The following is a 20303-nucleotide window of genomic DNA, read 5'->3' on the forward strand; positions in this document are numbered from 1 at the left end:
ACTACCTATCGTTACAGCTTTCCCTGTAAGGAAGCTCACGATATGTTGCCAAACCCTCCACTCAGTGCATCAGGCCGGTTGCGACTGCTTATCGGGGTCGCCTTGTGCAGCCAATTGTTGATGCCCGCTTACGCCCTGGCCGACTCGGCCTACGATGCGCTGATCATTCAGGCGCGCAATGGCAACTTCACCCCCGCCCTTACGCAATTGCGCCAGTTGTCCGCCGAGCGCCAGACGCCCGGCCAGGTCAGCGATCACCTGGTGATTGCCGGTTGGGCCGGCCAGGACGCCGAAGTGCTGCAGGTCTACGAGGCCCAGGGCAAGCATCGCAACCTCAGCACCCAGGCGCTCGCCACGGTGGCGCGCACCTATCGCAACCAGAAACAGTGGGCCCAGGCCGAGGCGGTGTACCGTCAGGCGTTGCTGCGCGAACCGAACAACATCGACCTGCAACTGGGCCTGGCCCTTACCCAGGCCGATGGCGGCAAGGCCAACGAGGCGGTGCAGAGCACCCGTGCATTGGTGGCCGCCAAGCCTGACGACCCCAACCGCCGCATGGCCCTGGGTTATGCGCTGACCCGTGCCGGCTTGAACTACGACGCCCTGTTCGAATTCGACCAGGCTTTTATGCGCGCCGGCGATAAACCCGAAGTTGCTCGCGAGTACATCGTTGCCCTGCAAAAGGCTCGCTTGCCGGAGGCTGCGTTGCGCCTGTCGGCCCAGCGTCCGGGCCTGCTGGATGCGGTTACCCAACGCCGCCTGGAAGGCGACCTGGCCGCCGAGCGCGTGCGCATGGCCGAGTTCGCCACCCGCAGCGAACAGGAGCGCTACGTGATCGCCGACCGTGCGCTGCAGGCTTACGACAACCTGCTCGCACGCTGGACCCCCGACGCCAGCGCCCACGATGACGTGGTGCGCTGGCGCATCGATCGCCTGGGCGCCCTCAAGGCTCGGGCGCGCACGGCGGATGTGGTGCGCGAATACGAAACCTTGACCCGCGAAGGCGTGCAATTACCCACCTACGCCGTGCGCTGGGTGGCGGCGTCCTACCTGGACCAACGCCAGCCGGAAAAGGCCGAGCCGCTCTACCGTCAGGCCCTGAGCGCCGCCGATGCCGAGCCGGATGACCGTGTCGAAGACACCACCGCGTTGTTCTACGCCCTGCAGGAGAGCGATCAGGGCGAGCAAGCGCGTGAAGTCGCCAATGGCCTGGCCAACAGCCAGAAACCCCGGGTTGAACTCAAGGGCCTGCCCATCGGCAACCCCAACGATTCATGGATGGACGCCCAACAACTGGCCGCCCAGTCCGGCGTCTACGGCGGTGACCTGCCGGGCAGCGAGGCCGGGTTGGATGCACTGGTGGCCAAGGCCCCGGGCAACGTCGGCCTGCGCCTGGCCCAGGCCGACATGTACCGCGCCCGCGACCTGCCGCGCCGCGCCGAAGGCATCCTGAAGGAAACCGAAGCCCAGGCCCCGCGCGACATCGGCCTGGAAGTGTCCCAGGCTTACACCGCCATGGACTTGCAGGAGTGGCGCCAGCTCGACGTGCTTACCGACGACGTGGTCGCGCGCAACCCCGACAGTCGCCAGGTGCAGCGCCTCAACCGTCTGCGCAATGTGCATGACATGGCCGAACTGCGCGTCGAGGCCTACACCGGCAAAAGCTACGGTGGCGGCAATGACAGCGACGCCGGTGCGGTGGCCGGCAGCCGTGACTGGGGCATCGAGAGCGTGATCTACACGCCGCCCATCGACGAAGACTGGCGCCTGTTCGCCGGTGCCGGTTACGCCACCGCCGACTTTGAAGAAGGCACCGGTCAGCACCGCTGGCAGCGCGTCGGCGTGGAACGGCGCACCCGTGACTTGACCCTGGAAGCCGAGGTGTCCAACCACTCCTACGGCTTTGGTTCCAAGCAGGGCGCGCGCGTGGCGTTTGCCCATGACCTCAACGACCATTGGCAATACGGGGCTAGCCTCGATTACCTCGCCGCCACCACTCCGTTGCGGGCGTTGAACGCCGATATCACCGCCAATGGCGGCAGCGGCTTTATCCGCTGGCGCGCCAACGAAAGCCGCGAGTGGAAGTTGTCCGTCAGCCCGTCCCATTTCAGTGACGGCAATGATCGCGTCGAAGCAGTGCTCACCGGCCGCGAGGGCCTCTACAGCTCGCCGAAGGTGCAAGTGGACCTGGGCCTGGAAGTTGCCACCAGCCGCAACAGCAAGGAAGACACGGTGTATTTCAACCCGAAGTCGGACTTCAGCGTGTTGCCCACCGTCAACGTCAACCATGTGCTCTACCACCGCTACGAGACCCAGTGGAGTCAGCAGTTCCAAGTCGGTGCGGGTACTTACAGCCAGCGGGATTATTCCACCGGTGGCGTCGGCCTGATCGGCTATGGCCAACGCTTTCGCTGGAACGACGTATTGGAAGTCGGCGCCAACCTGAGCCTGATCAGCCGACCCTACGACGGTGATCGCGAACGCGATCTGCGCCTGCTCGTCGACCTCACTTACCGTTTCTAAAAGAGCCTGACCATGACTGTTCTCAGCCGTTGCTTGTTGCTCCTGGGTGTATTGCTGGCCAGCGCCTGCGCCCAGCAACCCGCGCCCTTCACCCCACCCGCCGAGCGGCCGACCCCGGCCAACGAAGCGGCGTGGCCGAAGAACCATTTCCTGGGGATCGCTTACCACGACGTGTCGGACCGCGATCCCGACCAGGCCGTGGTGGCGGTGCGTACCGAGCGGCTGATCGAACAATTGGCCTGGCTGCGCGAGAACGGTTACCAGGCGGTCAGCGTCGACCAGATCCTCGCCGCCCGCCGTGGCGGCCCGGCATTGCCGCCCAAGGCGATCATGCTGAGTTTCGACGACGGCTATTCGAGCTTCTACACCCGCGTGATGCCGATTCTGCGCGCCTATCACTGGCCGGCATTGCTGGCGCCGGTGGGCTACTGGATCGACACGCCGTTGAACAAACCCGTGGACTTCGCCGGCATGCCGCGGCCTCGGGGTGAGTTCCTCACCTGGGAGCAGATTCGCGAGGTGTCGCAATCGGGCCTGGTAGAAATCGCCGCGCACACCGACGCCAACCACAAAGGCATCCTGGCCAACCCCCAGGGCAACCTGGAGCCGGCCGCGACCACCCGCCGCTACGATCCGGCGACCCAGCGCTACGAAACCGAAGCGCAGTTCCAGGCGCGCATGCGCGCCGACGTGGTGGCGATCTCCAACAAGATCCGCGCCGTCACCGGCAAGGCGCCACGGGTGTGGGTATGGCCGTATGGCGCAGCCGACGGCACGTCGCTGGCGGTGGTCGGCGAGCAGGGTTACCAGATGGCCCTCACCCTCGAAGACGGCCTCGACAACCTCGGCGACCTGATGAGCAGCCCGCGCTTTCTGGTGGCCTCCGACCCGGACGGCGAGCACTTCGCCAACAGCATCGTGGCCGTGCAGGCCAAGGCGCCGTTGCGCGTGCTGCATGTGGACCTGGACAACGTGTACGACCCGGACGCCGCCCAGCAGGCGCGCAACCTCGACCAACTGGTGCAGCGCGTGGTGGATATGGGCGCCGGCACAGTGTTCCTGCAAGCCTTCGCCGACCCCAAGGGCGACGGCCTGGTGCATTCACTGTATTTCCCTAACCGCCACTTGCCGATGCGCGCCGACCTGTTCAACCGCGTTGCCTGGCAGCTGCGTACCCGCGCCCATGCCAGCGTGTATGCCTGGATGCCGGTGCTCAGCTTTGCCCTTGACCCCAAGCTCCCACGTGTAACGCGCTGGGACCCGAAAACCGGCAGCGTCGGCCTCGATCCCGACCAGTACCAGCGCCTGTCGCCATTCGATCCGGCCGTGCGCAAAATCATCGGCGAGATCTACGAGGACCTGGCGCGGGTGGGGCCGATCGACGGCATCCTTTATCACGACGATGCGGTGTTCAACGACTTCGAAGACGCCAGCCCCGCCGCGCTCAAGACCTACGCCGCCAACGGCTTGCCCGATAGCATTGCGGCCTTGCGCGCCGACCCGGCGGTGATGCAGCGCTGGACGCGTTTCAAGAGCCGCTACCTGATCGACTTCACCCACGAACTGACCGCCAAGGTGCGCGCCATCCGCGGCCCGCAGGTGCTGACCGCGCGCAACATCTTCGCCGAGCCGATGCTTAACCCGCCGAGCGAAGCCTGGTTCGCGCAGAACCTCGACGATTTCCTCCAGGCTTACGACTGGACCGCACCGATGGCCATGCCGTTGATGGAAGGACAGCAGGTAAACACCTCCAATGCCTGGCTGGAAAAACTGGTAGCCACCGTTAAAAAGCGCCCCGGCGCGCTGGAGCGCACGGTGTTTGAACTGCAGGCCAAAGACTGGCGCACCAAAGACGCCACCGATATCAACGGTGCGCAAATGGCCGAATGGATGGGTGTGCTCAAACGCCAGGGGGTCACGAGTTTTGGTTATTACCCGGACAACTTCCTGGAAAACTCTCCGGACCTGAAGACCGTGCGTCCGGCCCTTTCCAACCAATGGAACCCTTGACCATGTTCGACAGAATCCTGGCTTTATTCGTACTGGCGCTGGTGTTGGGCGTGCCTCTGGGCCTGATCTTCCTGGTCACCGGGCAGTTCCTGATGGACTTCGTATTCTTCTACCCGCTGTTCATGTCGGCGCTGTGGATTGCCGGCGGCCTGTACTTCTGGCTGCACTGGGAACGCCACTGGCCCTGGCAGGAAGACACTCCGGCGCCGATCCTGGCCGGCAATCCGCTGATCTCGATCATCATCCCTTGCTACAACGAAGGGGATAACGCCGCCGATACCATCCATGCGGCGCTCGGCCAGCTGTACACGAACATTGAAGTGATCGCGGTCAACGATGGCTCCAAGGACAACACCGCAGCGGTGCTCGATGCCCTGGCATTGGAGCATCCACGCCTGCGCGTGCTGCACCTGGCACAGAACCAGGGCAAGGCCGTGGCCCTGCGCATGGGTGCGGTGGCGGCGCGCAGCGAATACCTGGTGTGCATCGACGGCGATGCGTTGCTCGACAAAAACGCGGCGGCTTATCTGGTCGCGCCGATGCTCGATAACCCCCGGCTGGGCGCTGTTACCGGCAACCCACGGATTCGCACGCGGTCGACTTTGATCGGCCGTGTGCAGGTGGGCGAGTTCTCGTCGATCATCGGTTTGATCAAGCGCACCCAGCGCGTGTTCGGCCGGATCTTCACGGTGTCGGGTGTGGTGGTGGCGTTCCGTAAGAAAGCGCTGGACCGCATCGACTACTGGAGCACCGACATGATCACCGAGGACATCGACGTGAGTTGGAAGCTGCAGTTGGACCACTGGAGCATTTTCTACGAGCCGCGCGCGTTGTGCTGGATCCTGATGCCCGAAACCGTCGGCGGCCTGTGGAAGCAGCGTTTGCGCTGGGCCCAGGGCGGCGCCGAAGTGCTGTTCAAGAACATCCGCGGCATCTGGCAATGGCGTCACCGCTATCTGTGGCCGTTGCTGTTCGAGTACTGCCTGTCCACCGGCTGGGCGTTTACCTTCCTGCTGTCGGTGATTTTCTGGGGCGTGGGCAAGTTTATTCCGCTGCCGCAGGCAATCGCCGTCGACGCCCTGATGCCGCCGGCGTTTACCGGTCTGGTGCTGGCGATGGTGTGTCTGCTGCAGTTCGCGGTCAGCATTATCATCGACCGCCGTTACGAGAAAGACCTATGGAAAACCCTGTTCTGGACGGTGTGGTACCCGATGGTGTTCTGGCTGGTCAGCCTGTTTACCACGCTGGTGAGTTTCCCCAAGGTGCTGTTCAACCAGCATCAGAAACGCGCGCGCTGGGTGAGCCCGGACCGTGGTATCAAACCTGTCAGTGAGGAGGCGTGATCATGAACCTGGTCAGAACTCGCCAAAGCCTGGTGATGTGGATTATCGACGTGCTGTTGACCCTGATGGCCTGGGCCGGCTTGATCTGGTTGCTCGCGCGCGGCATCACTTCGATGCTCGACACCCATGGCGGCCCGCGGATCGAAGCACCGATTTTCGCAGCGCTCAACACCCTGCAGATCTACCTGTGGATCGCCTTGTTCAACGCGGTGATCCTGGTCTCCTGGGCGCGCTATCAGCAACGCAAAGGCCGCAAATTCGCCCAGCGCCGCGCACAAACCAGCGGCCTGAGCGACAAGCATCTCAGTGAGAGCTTCAAATTGGGCGCGGGCGACTTGGAACAACTGCGCCGTCCGGGCGTACTGGTGATTCACAACGATGAAGACGGCGGTGTGGGCGAAGTTAAATCCCACGTCTCCCGTGACGTGGAACGCCCGCCACTGACCCTCGTGCCCGGCCAGGAAAAAGGCCAGGACATCGGCTGAATCCCCTGGATGGATAGCTTCCGGCCGTGCAGTCATGGGGTGAGCGGGCTTATTGTGGTGAGCAGGGCAAGCCTGCTCACCACGACAACCTCATTTTCTCAGGTTATGTTTACGCCGAAGCTGTGTAGACACCTGTACCTGCAAGGGGGCACGAAAAACAGGTGGCCCTGCCGGTGAGCGTTTCCTGCCTTGCAGCGCAATCCCGACAAATGGGATCCAATTCACAAAACGCCCGCGAACTTTTCCTGCTTTCTCGGTACTAACCTATCTCGGCGGAACCTTGATGGCGAAATAATGGCTATTTATCAAGGTGCTCGGCTCATATTCAAAAAGAATCGCCACTGGTCGGAATAATCACTCCAGCGAATGGCATTAGTTCTTTTTGATGTTTTTTTATTATTAATAATCAATAGGTTAGGCGTTAAGTAAGTGCGAGCGTGCAACTAACCCCTGTGCTTGGGTTAGAGCAAGTTCGATGTTAGTTTGCGCCCCCTTGATTTTTCGACGGATCGAACATGCCCCTGTTATTGCCACGGATTCGGTTATCGCTGTGCACTTTCCTGCTCGCTTGTTTAAGCGTGAACAGTGCGTCCGCCGCGCCTACGCCCGGCGATCAGGACCTGATCCGCGACCGGCAGAATCGCCTGCTCGAAGAACAGAGCCGTCGCCTGCAGGAGCTTCAGGACCTGCCCGGCAAACAGACCAAGCCCGCCGCTCCAACGACGCCGGCAGACACTCGTTGCTTCCCGATCCAAGACATCGAACTCAAGGGCGCCGACAGCCTGTCCGTCGCCGACCGCGCGCGCCTGCTCAAACCCTACATCGGCCAGTGCCTGGGCGTGTCGCAGCTCAATGAACTGCTCAAGGTCATCACCGACTATTACATCGCCAAAGGCCGCGTCACCAGCCGTGCCTACTTGCCGCAGCAAGACCTGTCCAGCGGCCACCTGCAGGTGCTGGTGGTCGAAGGCAAACTCGAAGCGCTGAAAAGCGCCGAGGGCAGCAGCGTGACCGACCGCGAACTGGCCATGGCCTTTCCCGGCAAGGTCGGCGAGGCGCTGAACCTGCGCGAAATCGAGCAACTGGTGGACCAACTCAACCGCTTGCCCTCCAAGCAGGCGCAGATGGAACTGACCCCAGGCCAGCAGATCGGCGGCAGTGACGTGGTGGTCAAGAACACCCCGCAAAAGCCCTGGCGCGCCAGCCTGTCGCGTAACAACGACGGCCAGAAAAGCACCGGCGAACAGCAGTGGGGCGCCGGCCTGGAATGGGACAGCCCGCTGGGCCTGGGCGACCAACTGATGCTGCGCGGCGGCCACGATGCGGTCAGCGATCACCAGAAAACCTCGAAGAACAGCATGCTGTATTACAACGTGCCGTGGGGCTGGTGGAACTTCAGCTACACCTACAGCGAAAGCGACTACCGCACGTACGGCCAGACCGACAGCACCAAATTCAAGCTCAATGGCGACAATGAGAACCACCAGCTGCGCGCCGAGCGGGTGATCCACCGCGACGACGTGAGCAAGACCTCGGTGAACGTCGGCCTGGCCCATCTGCGTACCAACAACTACGTCCTCGACGTGCGCACCGCGCCGAGCAGCAACCGCCTCAGCGAACTCCAGTTCGGCATCAACCACGGTCGGCGCATCGGCAATGCGTTCGTCAACCTCGACCTGGGCATGCAGAACGGCATCGGCCTGCTCGATGCCCAGTCTGAAGAAGAACGCGATCAGTTCGGCAACCGCCAGGCCAATTCGCGCTACCGCAAATACACCGCCACCGTCAGCTATCTGCAGCCGTTCACGCTGTGGGGCGAGTCGTTGAGTTTTTCCAGCCTGGCCACCGGTCAGCGCAGCGAAGACATTCTGTTCAGCCCGCAACGCGTGAGCCTGGGCGGCTCGGCCTCGGTACGCGGTTTCAAGGATCAGCAACTGACCGGCGACAGCGGCGGCTACTGGCGCAACGAGGTGCGCTGGGCGCGCCCGGTGACCCTGGACTGGATGCGCCCGGCCTTTGCCGAGTACGGCGCCAGCGTCGGCTACGACCAGGGCGTGATCAGCAACGACCGCTACAACGGCGATGTGCATGGCCGCGTGTCCAGCAACTCCGTGGAACTGTTCGCCCGGGGCAAGCACGTCAGCACCAGCGTGACCTTTGCCCATTCTTTGGAAAGACCGGCCGTAGTGAGCGAGCGCGAAGCGCCGATCTACTTCCGTATGGACTTCTTCCTGTAATTCAACGCCCCGCCGCAATGAGAATCTGACAATGGATGTTCGCCAATTTGCCTTCCTGGCCCGCCAACCTTCCGCCGCTTTGAAGCCGCGTGACGCGTTCTTCGGCCTGCCCAAGCGCGGGCTGGCGTTGATCCTGGCCAACGCGCTGTTCTGGCAGCCGCTGCTGGCCCGGGCCGAAGGCATTGTGGTCAGCGCGCCGGGCACCACTGTTGGCGCGGCGGGCAATGGCGTGCCCGTGGTGAACATCGCCACGCCCAACGGCGCCGGCTTGTCCCATAACCAGTTCCAGCAATACAACGTCGGCCCCAACGGCGTGATCCTCAACAACGCCAGCGGCGCGGTGACCAACACCCAGTTGGGCGGCTACATCGTCGGCAACCCCAACCTCAAAGGCGGCGCGGCCAGCGTCATCCTCAACGAAGTCACCGGCAGCAACCCCAGCCAACTGCGCGGGTACACCGAAGTGGCGGGGCAGTCGGCCAAAGTCATCGTCGCCAACCCGTACGGCGTCACCTGCAGCGGCTGCGGCTTTATCAACACGCCGAACGTCACCCTCACCACCGGCAAACCGGTACTTGACGCGAACGGCCAACTGCAGCGCTACCAGGTTGACGGCGGCGCGGTGACCATCGACGGCGAAGGCTTGAACGCCAGCAATGTCGACCGCTTCGACATCATCACCCGCTCGGCCAAGATCAACGCGCAGATCAACGCGCGCGAACTGAACGTAATCGCCGGGCGCAACGATGTGGACGCCCAAAGCCTGAAAACCACACCGCGCGCCGACGACGGCAGCGCCAAGCCCGAGCTGGCGATCGACTCCAGCGCGTTGGGCGGCATGTACGCCGGCGCGATCAAGCTGGTGGGCACCGAGGCCGGGGTGGGGGTGAAACTCGACGGCACGCTGGCGGCCAGTGGTGGGGATATCCAGCTCGATGCCAATGGGCGTCTGAGCATGGCGCAGGCGGCGGCCACTGCCGGCAACATCAAGGTCACTGCGCAGAACGTCGACCTCACCGATAAGGTCTACGCCACCGGCAACGTGCAGATCACCAGCGCCCAGGCCCTGGTCAACCAGAAGAGCGTGGCGGCCGGCCAGCGCATTGAACTCAACGCCGCGACCGTCACCAACCCCGGCATCGTCGAAGCCGGCGTCGCTTCCGACAACAGCCGCAATACCACCGGCGACCTGGTAGTCAACGCGCAAACCGTCACCACCTCCGGCAACCTGCTGGCCAGCCGCGCCCTGGCGATCGCCGCCGCGCAGGCGCTGACCAACCAGGGCGCGATCATCCAGGCCAAGACCGTCGACGTCAGCAGCGCCAAACTGACCAACCAGGGCGCCACCGCGCGCCTGTACGGCGAACAAAGCCTGGCGATCAGCTCACCAGCCATCGTCAACCTCGGCGGCCTGATTCGCTTCGGTGAAGGCCAGGCCGCCACGCTCAACAGCGCATCCCTGAACAACCAGGGCCGTATCGAGATGGCCGGCGGCAGCCTGGTACTCACCAGTGCCGACCTGAACAACAGCGGCGGGCAAATCATCGCCAACGAGCTGACGCTCAACGCCGGCAAGCTCAATAACCAGAACGGCGTGCTGGTGGGCAAGACCGCCAACGTCAATGCCACCGAGCTCGACAACAGCCTCAAGGGCCTGATCCAGGCCGACGGCGGCGCGCTCAACCTCACCGTCACCAACGGCTTCAACAACGCCCAGGGTTTCGCCCAGGCCAGCACCGACCTGACCGTCAACGCCGGCACCCTCGGCAGCAATGCCGGCGGCGTATTGAGCGCCGACACCGGCAAGCTGACCCTCACCGCCGCACAACAGCTCAACAACGCCCAGGGCCGCGTGCAGGCCGGGCAGGGCAATATCGAACTGCACGCCGCGAACCTGGATAACCAGAGCGGCGTCATCGTCGGCAAACAATTGCTGCTCGACGTCGCCGGTGGCGATATCGATAACCGCGCCGGACGCGTATTGGGTGACCAACTCGACGTACGCGCCTCCGGCCTCGACAACCGCAGCGCCGGCTTGCTCGCCGGTGGCGCCCAGGGCGTAAGCCTGCTGCTCAAAGGCCCGGGCCAATTGCTCAACGCCCAGGGCCGCATCCAGAGCGAAGGCCTGCTGCAACTGCGCGGCGAGCGTTTCGACAACAGTGCCGGCATCCTGCTCGGCCAAACCGTCGATGTGACGGCGCAGCGCTTCACCAACAGCAACAAAGGCGCGTTGGTCAGCGATGGCGGCGACGTGGTGCTCAACGTCAGCGACCTGTTGACTAACGTCGGCGGCCAGATCGACGCGGGCGAGCGCAGTGTGTTGGTCAAGCAACTCACCACCCTCGACAACAGCGGCGGCACCCTGCGTGGCAAGCGCCTGGACATCACCGCCCAGCACCTGAATAACAACGACGACGGCCAACTGCTGGCCGGCTCCGGGGGCTTGAGCTACAGCGGCCAGGATGTGAGCAACCGCAAGGGCTTGATCCTCAGCGGCGGCGCCCTCACCGAGTTGCACACCACCAGCCTGGATAACCAGGGCGGCACGGTGCAAGGCGACAGCCTGACCGTCACCGCCGACAAGGTCGACAACGGCAGCGGCGGCCTGATGGCGAGCCTGGTCGGCAACCTGCAACTGACCGTCGAAGCGCTGGCCAACCGTGGCGGCAAACTGTTCGGCAAAGAACAGCTGACCGTCAGCGGCGCCACCCTCGACAACAGCGAGGGCGGCCAGGTCAGCGGCAACCTGCTCAACCTGACCTCACGCGACACCCTCACCAACCAGGGCGGCCTGATCGAAGCCAACCAGGGGCTGAGCCTCAACGGTGGCAACCTGGACAACAGCGCCAACGGCCAACTGCGCGCGCTTGGCGGTGCCAGCAGCAGCCTCAACCTCAGCGGCGCGGTGAACAACCAGGGCGGCACCCTCGAATTCGGCAGCACGGCCTTCAGCCTCGACGCCACCAGCCTGAATAACCAGGCCGGCCTGTTGCAGCACGCCGGCAGCGGCCTGTTTCGCATCAACACCGCCAGCCTCAACGGCAGCCAGGGCACTATCAACGGCATGGGCACCGCCGACTGGGCGTTCGGCAAAGTCGACGGGCTCGGTCGCCTGCAACTCAACGAAGTGCTTACCTACAAAAGTGCTCAAGGCCTGGCCCTCAAGGCCGGCGACCGCATGGCCAGCGGCAAGGGCCTGGTCCTCAATGTGGCAAGCCTGGACAACGGCGGCGAACTGCTCAGCGACGGTGACCTGAGCATCACCACTGGCGACATGAGCAACAGCGGCCGCGTGTCGGCCCTGCAGACACTCACCGTGGCGGCGAACAACCTCAGCCAGAACGGCGGCCGCCTGGCGGCCAACAATACCCGCCTGACCCTGGGCGGCACCCTGGACAACCTCGGTTTCCTCACTGCGCGTCAGCAACTGGATATCGCCGCGGCGCAGATCAATAACCGCGGCACCCTCGGCGCCCAGGGTGCGGTAAATCTCACTGCGGTCAATGGCATCACCAACGCGGCCGATTCGCTGCTGTTCAGCGGTGGCAACCTGACTCTGCGCGCCAATGGTTTCAGCAACCTTCATGGCGACGTCTACAGCAAAGGCGACTTGAGCTTCGCCGCGCGCGATGGCGGCCGTGCCGCGCTGTTCAGTAACCGTTCCGGCACCGTGGAAAGCGAAGGCTCGATCGGTATCAATGCGGGCTTTATCGAAAACGCCAAAGATGAATTCGAACTCGGGCAGACGCTGACCACCGGCAGCTTGAGTTGGATCTGTGGCCAGCACTGCGGCGAAAAAGATTGGTGGGAAAAAGGCATCATCACCATCTACGAGACCTACCTTGAGGCGGCGACCAAGGATTCGGCAGCGGCGCGCCTGGTAGCTGGCAAAAACATGCTGCTGCAAGGCGACAATGTGCAGAATCGCTACAGCCTGATGGCTGCCAATGGCGACCTGAGTATTGCCGCCGGTGACCTGCTTAACCAGGGTGCCGCCACGCGCACAGGGCAGCGCAAGATTGTCGTCACCACGCCAGGACGTGTCTCCGACGATTTATTTGAACGCATGCAATGGGTCGACGTTCCCGCTTTCAATGCGGCCACGGCGGCTGGGCATTTCGATAAGGCGCGCTTCGAAGAGCTGAAAAACCGCTCACCCAATAGCTATCCTTTCGAGCACATAAGCGACGTCACCACCTGGACCAACAACAGCGGCCCCGGCTACGACGCCACCCTGCAAGCCGGCGGCACGGTCAACCTCAACGTCGCCCGCACCCTGCAAAACGGCACGCTGTACAACAACACCCTGGCCCAGTTGACCGGCACCCTCGGCGACGACCAGACCGGCATCCCCGTCGGTGGCATCAACATCAACCTGAGCAAACACGCCAACGACCCGAGCGCCAAGGCCGCCGGCAGCATCCTGCCCGTAGCAGGCGCGGCCCCCGGCGGCGGCTTCGTGCCCGTGGACTACACCGGCACCGCCTTCGCCCCGGTCGACCCGACCACCTCGCCCAACTTCCAACTGCCCAAGGGCGAGTACGGCCTGTTCGTTAAAAATCCTGATCCGACCAGCCATTACCTGATCGAGACCAACCCCGAGTTCGCCTCCCTCACGGGCTTCTTCAGCTCCGACTACATGCTCGGCAAACTCGGCTTCAGCTCCGACAACGCCTGGCGCCGCCTCGGCGATGGCCAATACGAAACCCGCTTGATCCGCGACGCCGTGCTCGCCCAAACCGGCCAACGCTTCCTCGCCGGCGGCCTGTACAGCGACGCCGACCAGTTCCGCTACCTGATGGACAACGCCTTGGCCAGCAAAGACGCGCTGCGCCTGAGCCTGGGTGTCACCCTCACCCGCCAGCAAGTCGGCGCCCTGACCCACGACATCGTGTGGATGGAAAACCGCGTGGTCGACGGCCAGACCGTCCTGGTGCCCGTGCTCTACCTGGCCCAGGCCGAGTCGCGCAACGTGCGCGGCAACAGCCTGATCCAGGGCCGCGACCTCAACCTGGTCACCGGCGGCGACCTGATCAACGTCGGCACCCTGCGCGCCAGCAACAACCTCTCCGCCGTCAGCAGCGGCAGCCTCTACACCGGCGGCCTGGTCGAGGCCGGCAACAACCTGAGCCTGCTGGCCCAGGACAGCATCCGAAACGCCATGGCCGGTGAGATTCGCGGCAAACAGGTCAGCCTCACCGCCCTCCGAGGCGACATCACCAACGAGACTACCGCCATCCAGGTGCGTGACGGCGCCGGCATGCGCACCCTCACCGACGGCAGCGGCGGCACCATCGTCGCCCGCGAAAACCTCGCCATCGACGCCGGCCGCGACCTCATCAACCGAGGCGCCCTCACCGCCGGCAACGACGCCAACCTCACCGCAGGCCGCGACCTCAACCTCATCGCCGCCAGCGACACCAGCGTCAAGCACGAGATCCGCGACGGCGGCGAGAAATCCAGCATCACCACCGACGTCAAAAACCTCGCCGCCAGCGTCACGGCGGGCGGCAGCATCAACATGCAAGCCGAGCAAGACGTCAACATCATCGGCAGCACCGCCACCGCCGGCAAAGACCTCAACATCGCCGCCGGCCGCGACCTCAACATCGCCTCCGTCAGCGACATGCACAACGTCGATGGCAAGGAAAAGCACGGCAAGAAACGCATCAAGACCGCAGACGAGCAGACCACCCAAGTGGCCAGCGTACTGACGGCGGGTGGGGATTTTGTCAGCCAGGCCGGGCGTGACACCACGATCGTGGCGAGCAGGATCAGCGCGGGGAATGAGGCTTATCTGTATAGCGGGGATAAGTTGAGTTTGTTGGCGGCGCAGAACAGTACGCATACCCTGTATGACATGAAGGAGAACGGCGGCTGGGGCGCCAAAAAAGCCAAGCGTGATGAAGTTACCCAGACCACCAACGTCGGCACTGAGATCAAAACCGCAGGCAACCTGACTTTGGTTAGCAATGGCGACCAGCTGTACCAGGTCGCCAAGCTCAACAGCGGCAACGACCTTATCCTGAAAAGCGGCGGCGCCGTGACGTTTGAAGGCGTAAAGGACTATCACGACGAGAGCCATACCAAGAGCAAGAGCAACATGGCTTGGTTCTCGATGAAGGGCAAAGGCAAGACCGATGAAACCTTGCGTCAGAGTGAACTGGTTGCCAAGGGGCAGACCGTCATCGAAGCCGTTAACGGCCTGAAGATCGACATCAAACAAGTCGACCAACAAACCGTCAGCCAGACCATCGACACCATGGTCAAGGCCGACCCGCAATTGGTCTGGCTCAAAGATGCCGAGAAGCGCGGCGACGTGGATTGGCGCCAGGTAAAAGAGTTGCATGACTCCTTCAAGTACAGCAACTCGGGCATGGGCCAGGGCGCCATGTTGGCGGTCATCATTATCGTCACCATTGTGACGGCGGGTGGCGCGAGTGCATTGGTGGGCGCAGGTGCATCGGCTGGTTCAACCATGGCCGCCGGCACAGCTGCGGTTGCGGCGACCAGTACGTCGGCGGCGGTTGCAGCCACAAGTGCGGGGCTAGGTAACATGATGGCCACCGCCGCGCTGACCTCGCTGGCCAGTACCGGTGCTGTGAGCACGATCAACAACAAAGGCAACATCGGCCTTGCACTCAAGGACACCTTCAGCAGCAGCAGTCTGAAGAACGCCGCCATTGCCGGTCTGGCAACCGGGGCGTTGAACTACGCAGACAGTAATTGGTTTAAGGGCGCAAGCCCGGTTGACGGTGCGGGCGCGAAAGTCACTACGGCGGGGCCGGTGCAGAACCCGGGCTACTCCAGCGAATGGTTGAGCTGGCAGAAAGCGCAGGATGCAGTACTGCGCGGCGGTACCCATGCGGTCATCGAAAGCAGTATTTCCACCGCCATCAACGGTGGCAGTTTGAAAGACAACCTGGGCTCGGCCTTGGTATCGCAAGGCTTCGACTTGGCCGCAGCAGCCGGCAACAAAGGTCTTGGTAACCTGGCGAATGATCTTGACCTGAGCCCCGGCTCGGCGGAAAAGGTCTTGATGCACGCCCTTCTGGGTGGCGCACTTTCAGCGGCTCGAGGCGGTGACTTCAAGACCGGCGCAATTGCCGCTGGCGCGGCTGAAGGGCTGACAGCGATTGCGACCGAGAACTTGGGTAAATATCTGGATGAACGTTTCGCAAAGGATGACCAATTCAAAGTCGCAACCGCTCAAATTATCGGTATTGCGGCCGGGTCCTTGGTCAACGGCAACCCGAATGACGCTGCCTGGGTGGCGGGGAATGTTGAACGTTACAACGAGCAATTGCACCCACGAGCCGCTGAGCTGATCAAAGAGCAAGCGCCAAAAATGGCGGCGGACCAAAACATCAGTCCGCAGGAGGCTGAGCGGCGCATGGCGGTTGCGCTGACTTACTACACCGATGAAGACTGGAGCAAGTCAATCCCGGCTGAAGATGCAAGCAAGATCGATACAGCAACCTTGCAGAACTTAGGTGTGGCTCTGGCCCCAATTGCGGATAACTACGCTCGAACCGATGCGTCCGCAGACGGAAGCCAGCGTGGATACAGTGGCAATGAGACGGCGGCTTTGATTCTTGATTTCAAGGACACGCGCCCGTCTGCCTACAAAGACGGCACTAGAAATATCGACTACCTAGGCGACCCTGAAGGCCACAACAGCCAAGGAACAGTGGATTTCTATAAATCCAATTTGAACTACAGCGATAAGCCGACGGACTACCTGGAAAGCTTCAAAGGCGGAGTGGCAGGCGTAGGTCGTAGTGCGTGGGGCCTAGTTACATCCACTGCTAAGGTCGGTAGTGAGCTTTTGGGCGGAAATGCATTGGGCGTTGCCAACGACTTCCTGGGGCCTGTTGCCGATCCATCTCTGGACCCGGTTGGTCAAATGACCACCCGGCAAACGGGCCGGGCATTCGTTTCAGACCTGCAAGGCAACAGCTATGAGTCAGCCGCGCAAGTTTCAGAGTTAGTCACTGACGCTGCGACCATGGTCGCCCCAGGGTCTACTGCTGGCAGGTTTGGGCAGATTTCCAAGGCCGGCGAAGCCTCAGGCCTTGTCAGGGCTGACAGTGCCCTGGTGGCGAGAAGCGAAGCCGGTGCGGGGATGACGGCCCGATTGGCGGATGACATCCCAACCTACGGCCTGAGCCCCAATAGCTTTGACACCACGTTACAGTTTGAGCGCACGGGCACCCGTACGCCGACCACATCCGTCGGCGCCTATCAACCGACTGCCCTCACTGGTGATGTAGGCAGCTACGTCAGAGCCGATGACTTACTTGCTGCCAGAAGCAATGAAGTCGTGTTGACGAAATACAAAGAGCCTTGCTGCTTCGCGGCAGGCACCAAAGTCTCGACCCCCAACGGCGACCGCACCATTGAGTCGCTCAAAGTCGGCGACGTGGTCTGGAGCAAACCGGAAAAAGGCGGCAAACCCTTCGCCGCTAAGATCCTGGCGACTCATCAGCGTTCCGACCAGCCGATTTACCGCCTCAAGCTGAAAAGTGTTCGGGCAGACGGTAAAGCAGAAGGCGAAACCCTGCTGGTCACGCCGGGTCACCCGTTCTATGTTCCGGCCAAGCGCGACTTCATCCCGGTTATCGATCTTAAACCGGGAGATCAACTTCAATCCCTGGCCGATGGCGATACCGACAACACGTCCTCTGAAGTGGAGTCGCTGGAGCTTTACTTGCCTGTGGGCGAGACCTTCAACCTGACGGTGGACGTGGGGCACACGTTCTACGTTGGGGATTTGAAGACGTGGGTGCACAATACCGGGCCGTGTGTGTTGCCGGAGGGGTATTTTGGTGCAAAAGGTAGTACGTCGGGTTTGGTTCCTGGAGACGCAGGAGTTGTAGGGACAGGTAAAATTGCAGCTAAGGATGCAAATTTCGACGGCCCAAAAAATACCTCAAGTGAAATTGATCAACAAAAACTTGAGTTGCTCACAAGTCATCCGAACGCACATTCACTGGGTGTTCACGGTGGTAACGTTACTGACGGAGACCTGATGGTCAGGGCAAAGACTGGTGTAAAACCGGACGGCGCTATAGGTCCATCGGTTCCGCCATTGTCCTCCGCCTTCCATTCTGACGATTTGTTGGTTCAAGCTGATCAGTTCGTCCGAAACAACGCTTTGCAAAAAGCGATTGCTCGTAATCCTGGCAGCGATACAGTTAGAGTCACGGCTGATGATGTTGGTGATGTCGGGGCTGACCTTGGTAGAGGGTTTAAGAGGATTTGGTCAAGCGGTAATGCAGCTAAAAATTTAGAAGTTCTAGGCGCTCCTGATAAAGTAAGCAACTTACGCAGCGTAGAAGGTGTTTATCAATTTAATCCTGGCAAAAATGTTTGGGAGACTATCACTATTTTTCCAGCGCCGTTGCCAAAATAGAGGGGATATTATAATGTATGAAAATATTCGCTATATGCTAAAGACTATATTTTCTGCAGACTTTGGTTTTCAGGAGGAAGCTGCTAAAAATATATACCTAAGAGGCTTGATATCAAGTGGAAAGCTGGATGAGATGAAAGCTGAGCTGGCTGCAGCGTTCGAAGATAACAGTGTGCGTTGGAGAGAAATGCTTTTGAATGATGATTATGAAGTCCAAGACTTCGATACTGAAGAGGAATCAATAGCGTATGTAAAGAGAGTGCTTTGGGATCCGTTGAACTCTTAGAGCTTTCTTGACGGTGCAAAAGGTGGCGGTTCTGGTGGTTTCAGTGGCGGTAAACCTACTATTGTGGATGATCCATATAGCCCGGTTGCTATTACTGAAAGTTCTAGAGTAAATAGAGATTATTATGGTCGAGAAAATGCTGCCGATGAATTTTCTGCTCCAGACTACGCAACGCATTCAACAGCAAAGAGCTATCAGTCAACGGTGCCAAGAGATCTGAACGAGAGACTTTGTGGAACAGGGTGATAGAAAATCCTTCAGCCGGTCGTGATCAAAACTAGCTGGTGATAAAGACCTTCCGCGGAGTGAGGGACGAAAAAAAATGGAAGTAAGTCACCGTCTGCCTAGCGGAGAAAATATAACCCTCCACTATCAATACAACTCCGCAACCGGTAAAGCATACGATATGAAAATTACCACGCCGCAGCAGCTGCCCCCTTTGCTGCAGCCCGGTAGGACTATTGAGTGATGTGGAATGATTATTCGAGAAATTGGGCGAGAAGAGCCCGTGCAGGTGTTTGGGATTTACTGGATAGAGAACGAGCGCTTTTACTGGGTCATTCCTTATGATGGTTATGGCGGTTTGAGGGCACTCAGTGATAGAGAAGTCAATGTTGTTGACTCTTCTTTGTCAGCTGATCTCATCCTCTGCAAGGATGGTGGGGGAGGGGACATGATTCTGCATTGGGCAGCGGAAGATTTGGTTGAAGAGCTTGTGGAGCGTGATCCACAGGCGATGGTCGAGTTGTTAGAACGCTTAAAAGGCTGATGGTCCAAAAGGGACGGGTTCTGCTGGTACGGGCACGACGGCGGGTAGTGATGTTGCAAGTACAACGCCTAAAGCTGGTGCTTTTTGGAATAAAACAACAGTTTTAGATAGGACTGTCTATCAACGTAACGACCTCTTTGATCCAGAGGCCCTATCGACCTGGAGAGTACGAGGTAAAACTGTTCAAGACTCAAACCTTGAGAGGATTGCCTCGGGTCGAGCACCAATTGGGTATGATGGAAAATCAGTCGAGTTACATCACCTCTCGCAAACTGAAGTTAATGGGTTCGCTGGTACTCGTGGTTCACTTGCAGAAGTTGGTTCTGTGATCAACCTATGAACACTGGGAAGTACCCTCATCTGAAAGTGTTTTTTGCTTTCTGGTTTATGCCCTGATTTGAGGGCGGTTTTTTGTGTAGGGCCACATCGCGCTGCTGTTCGAGTATTATTCGAACGGCCTCGCACCTATTGGGTGTGAATCTTAAAAGAATGAAAATAGGGGGCAGACCGCGATTAATGCATCAATGTATATTGGTGGTCTGACCTCTATTTTTCCTGATTCAAGTTTATCCATTTATCAGCGGCAGGAAAGTCATGACAATAGAAAAGGAAATTCGACAATGAAGTATTGGAACGTATACCGAAAAGGTCTTTACCTAGTCATCCTGTTCAAGCTCACTCTATTAACAGGCTGCGCAGGAATTCCCTACGAAAAGCCCGAAGACCAGATTTCTATCCAGAAGGACCTTTCCATAAAGGCTGAGGATATTGTCATAATGAGTCAGGTAAGTTGGTGCTCCTATCCTTATGGTGACATGGCGCCGTGTCGTCCACAGGATGCACTTGCGGTACAGACGCGAACAAAGCTGATATTTGCCAGTTATAGCAGTCAGCACTATAAGCCCGACTTAGAAGTGTTGGCCAGTGACGTCATGTGTGCTCACCTCTACGAGTCCAGAGATACGTCACCGAATTTCTATTTATTCACCAAAGATTATGCGCTGCAGATTTGGCCAATGGATGCGCATAGTAAACCGGATATGAAGAAAAAAAAGCTCATGCTCGATGTCATGGTGCCGCAAGGGAAAAAAGCATACGTGGGGCCAGAGGGTAATTTTGTGACAGCCACCGGGCGGACCAGCGAGGCAATTTATGTCTCGCGCTATCCCAGCATCGTATATACGAGCCATCCGGAAATATTGCAGCTGGTCAATCCATGTGGTCAGTAGTTCAAA

The 20303-nt window shown here is 60.4% G+C and carries 9 protein-coding genes and 1 pseudogene; all 10 read left to right on the top strand.

Annotated elements, in window-relative coordinates; translation table 11 throughout:
- The first annotated feature begins 42 nt into the window (after positions 1 to 42).
- A complete protein-coding gene (pgaA, locus tag PSH94_RS00730) occupies positions 43 to 2523 on the top strand; it encodes a poly-beta-1,6 N-acetyl-D-glucosamine export porin PgaA (protein WP_305436100.1) in 2481 nt (826 codons plus the stop codon).
- A 12-nt stretch (positions 2524 to 2535) separates the two neighbouring features.
- Positions 2536 to 4533, top strand: a complete 1998-nt coding sequence (gene pgaB, locus PSH94_RS00735; protein ID WP_305436101.1) for a poly-beta-1,6-N-acetyl-D-glucosamine N-deacetylase PgaB — start codon at positions 2536 to 2538, stop codon at positions 4531 to 4533.
- A gap of 2 nt (positions 4534 to 4535) precedes the next feature.
- On the top strand, positions 4536 to 5876 hold the full coding sequence (gene pgaC, locus PSH94_RS00740) for a poly-beta-1,6-N-acetyl-D-glucosamine synthase (RefSeq protein WP_305436102.1): 1341 nt from the start codon (positions 4536 to 4538) through the stop codon (positions 5874 to 5876).
- A gap of 2 nt (positions 5877 to 5878) precedes the next feature.
- Complete coding sequence (gene pgaD, locus PSH94_RS00745; protein WP_266245348.1) at positions 5879 to 6361, top strand: poly-beta-1,6-N-acetyl-D-glucosamine biosynthesis protein PgaD; 483 nt, start codon at positions 5879 to 5881, stop codon at positions 6359 to 6361.
- A 515-nt stretch (positions 6362 to 6876) separates the two neighbouring features.
- Entirely contained in the window at positions 6877 to 8598 is a 1722-nt protein-coding gene (locus PSH94_RS00750) for a ShlB/FhaC/HecB family hemolysin secretion/activation protein (RefSeq protein ID WP_305436104.1), read from the top strand.
- 31 nt (positions 8599 to 8629) lie between these two features.
- A pseudogene (locus PSH94_RS00755) lies at positions 8630 to 17404 on the top strand (DUF637 domain-containing protein); the annotation flags it as partial.
- 622 nt (positions 17405 to 18026) lie between these two features.
- Positions 18027 to 18299: a hypothetical protein gene (locus tag PSH94_RS00760; protein WP_181081414.1), complete on the top strand. Its 273-nt coding sequence runs from the start codon at positions 18027 to 18029 to the stop codon at positions 18297 to 18299.
- A gap of 475 nt (positions 18300 to 18774) precedes the next feature.
- Positions 18775 to 19068, top strand: a complete 294-nt coding sequence (locus tag PSH94_RS00765; protein ID WP_266245357.1) for a hypothetical protein — start codon at positions 18775 to 18777, stop codon at positions 19066 to 19068.
- A 205-nt stretch (positions 19069 to 19273) separates the two neighbouring features.
- Positions 19274 to 19408, top strand: coding sequence for an HNH/ENDO VII family nuclease (locus tag PSH94_RS00770; RefSeq protein ID WP_243269837.1), 135 nt, complete (start codon positions 19274 to 19276; stop codon positions 19406 to 19408).
- A 280-nt stretch (positions 19409 to 19688) separates the two neighbouring features.
- Complete coding sequence (locus PSH94_RS00775) at positions 19689 to 20297, top strand: hypothetical protein (protein ID WP_181081416.1); 609 nt, start codon at positions 19689 to 19691, stop codon at positions 20295 to 20297.
- Positions 20298 to 20303: the final 6 nt, after the last annotated feature.

Origin of the sequence: Pseudomonas sp. FP2254 (assembly GCF_030687695.1) — a bacterium.
GTDB lineage: Bacteria > Pseudomonadota > Gammaproteobacteria > Pseudomonadales > Pseudomonadaceae > Aquipseudomonas > Aquipseudomonas quebecensis.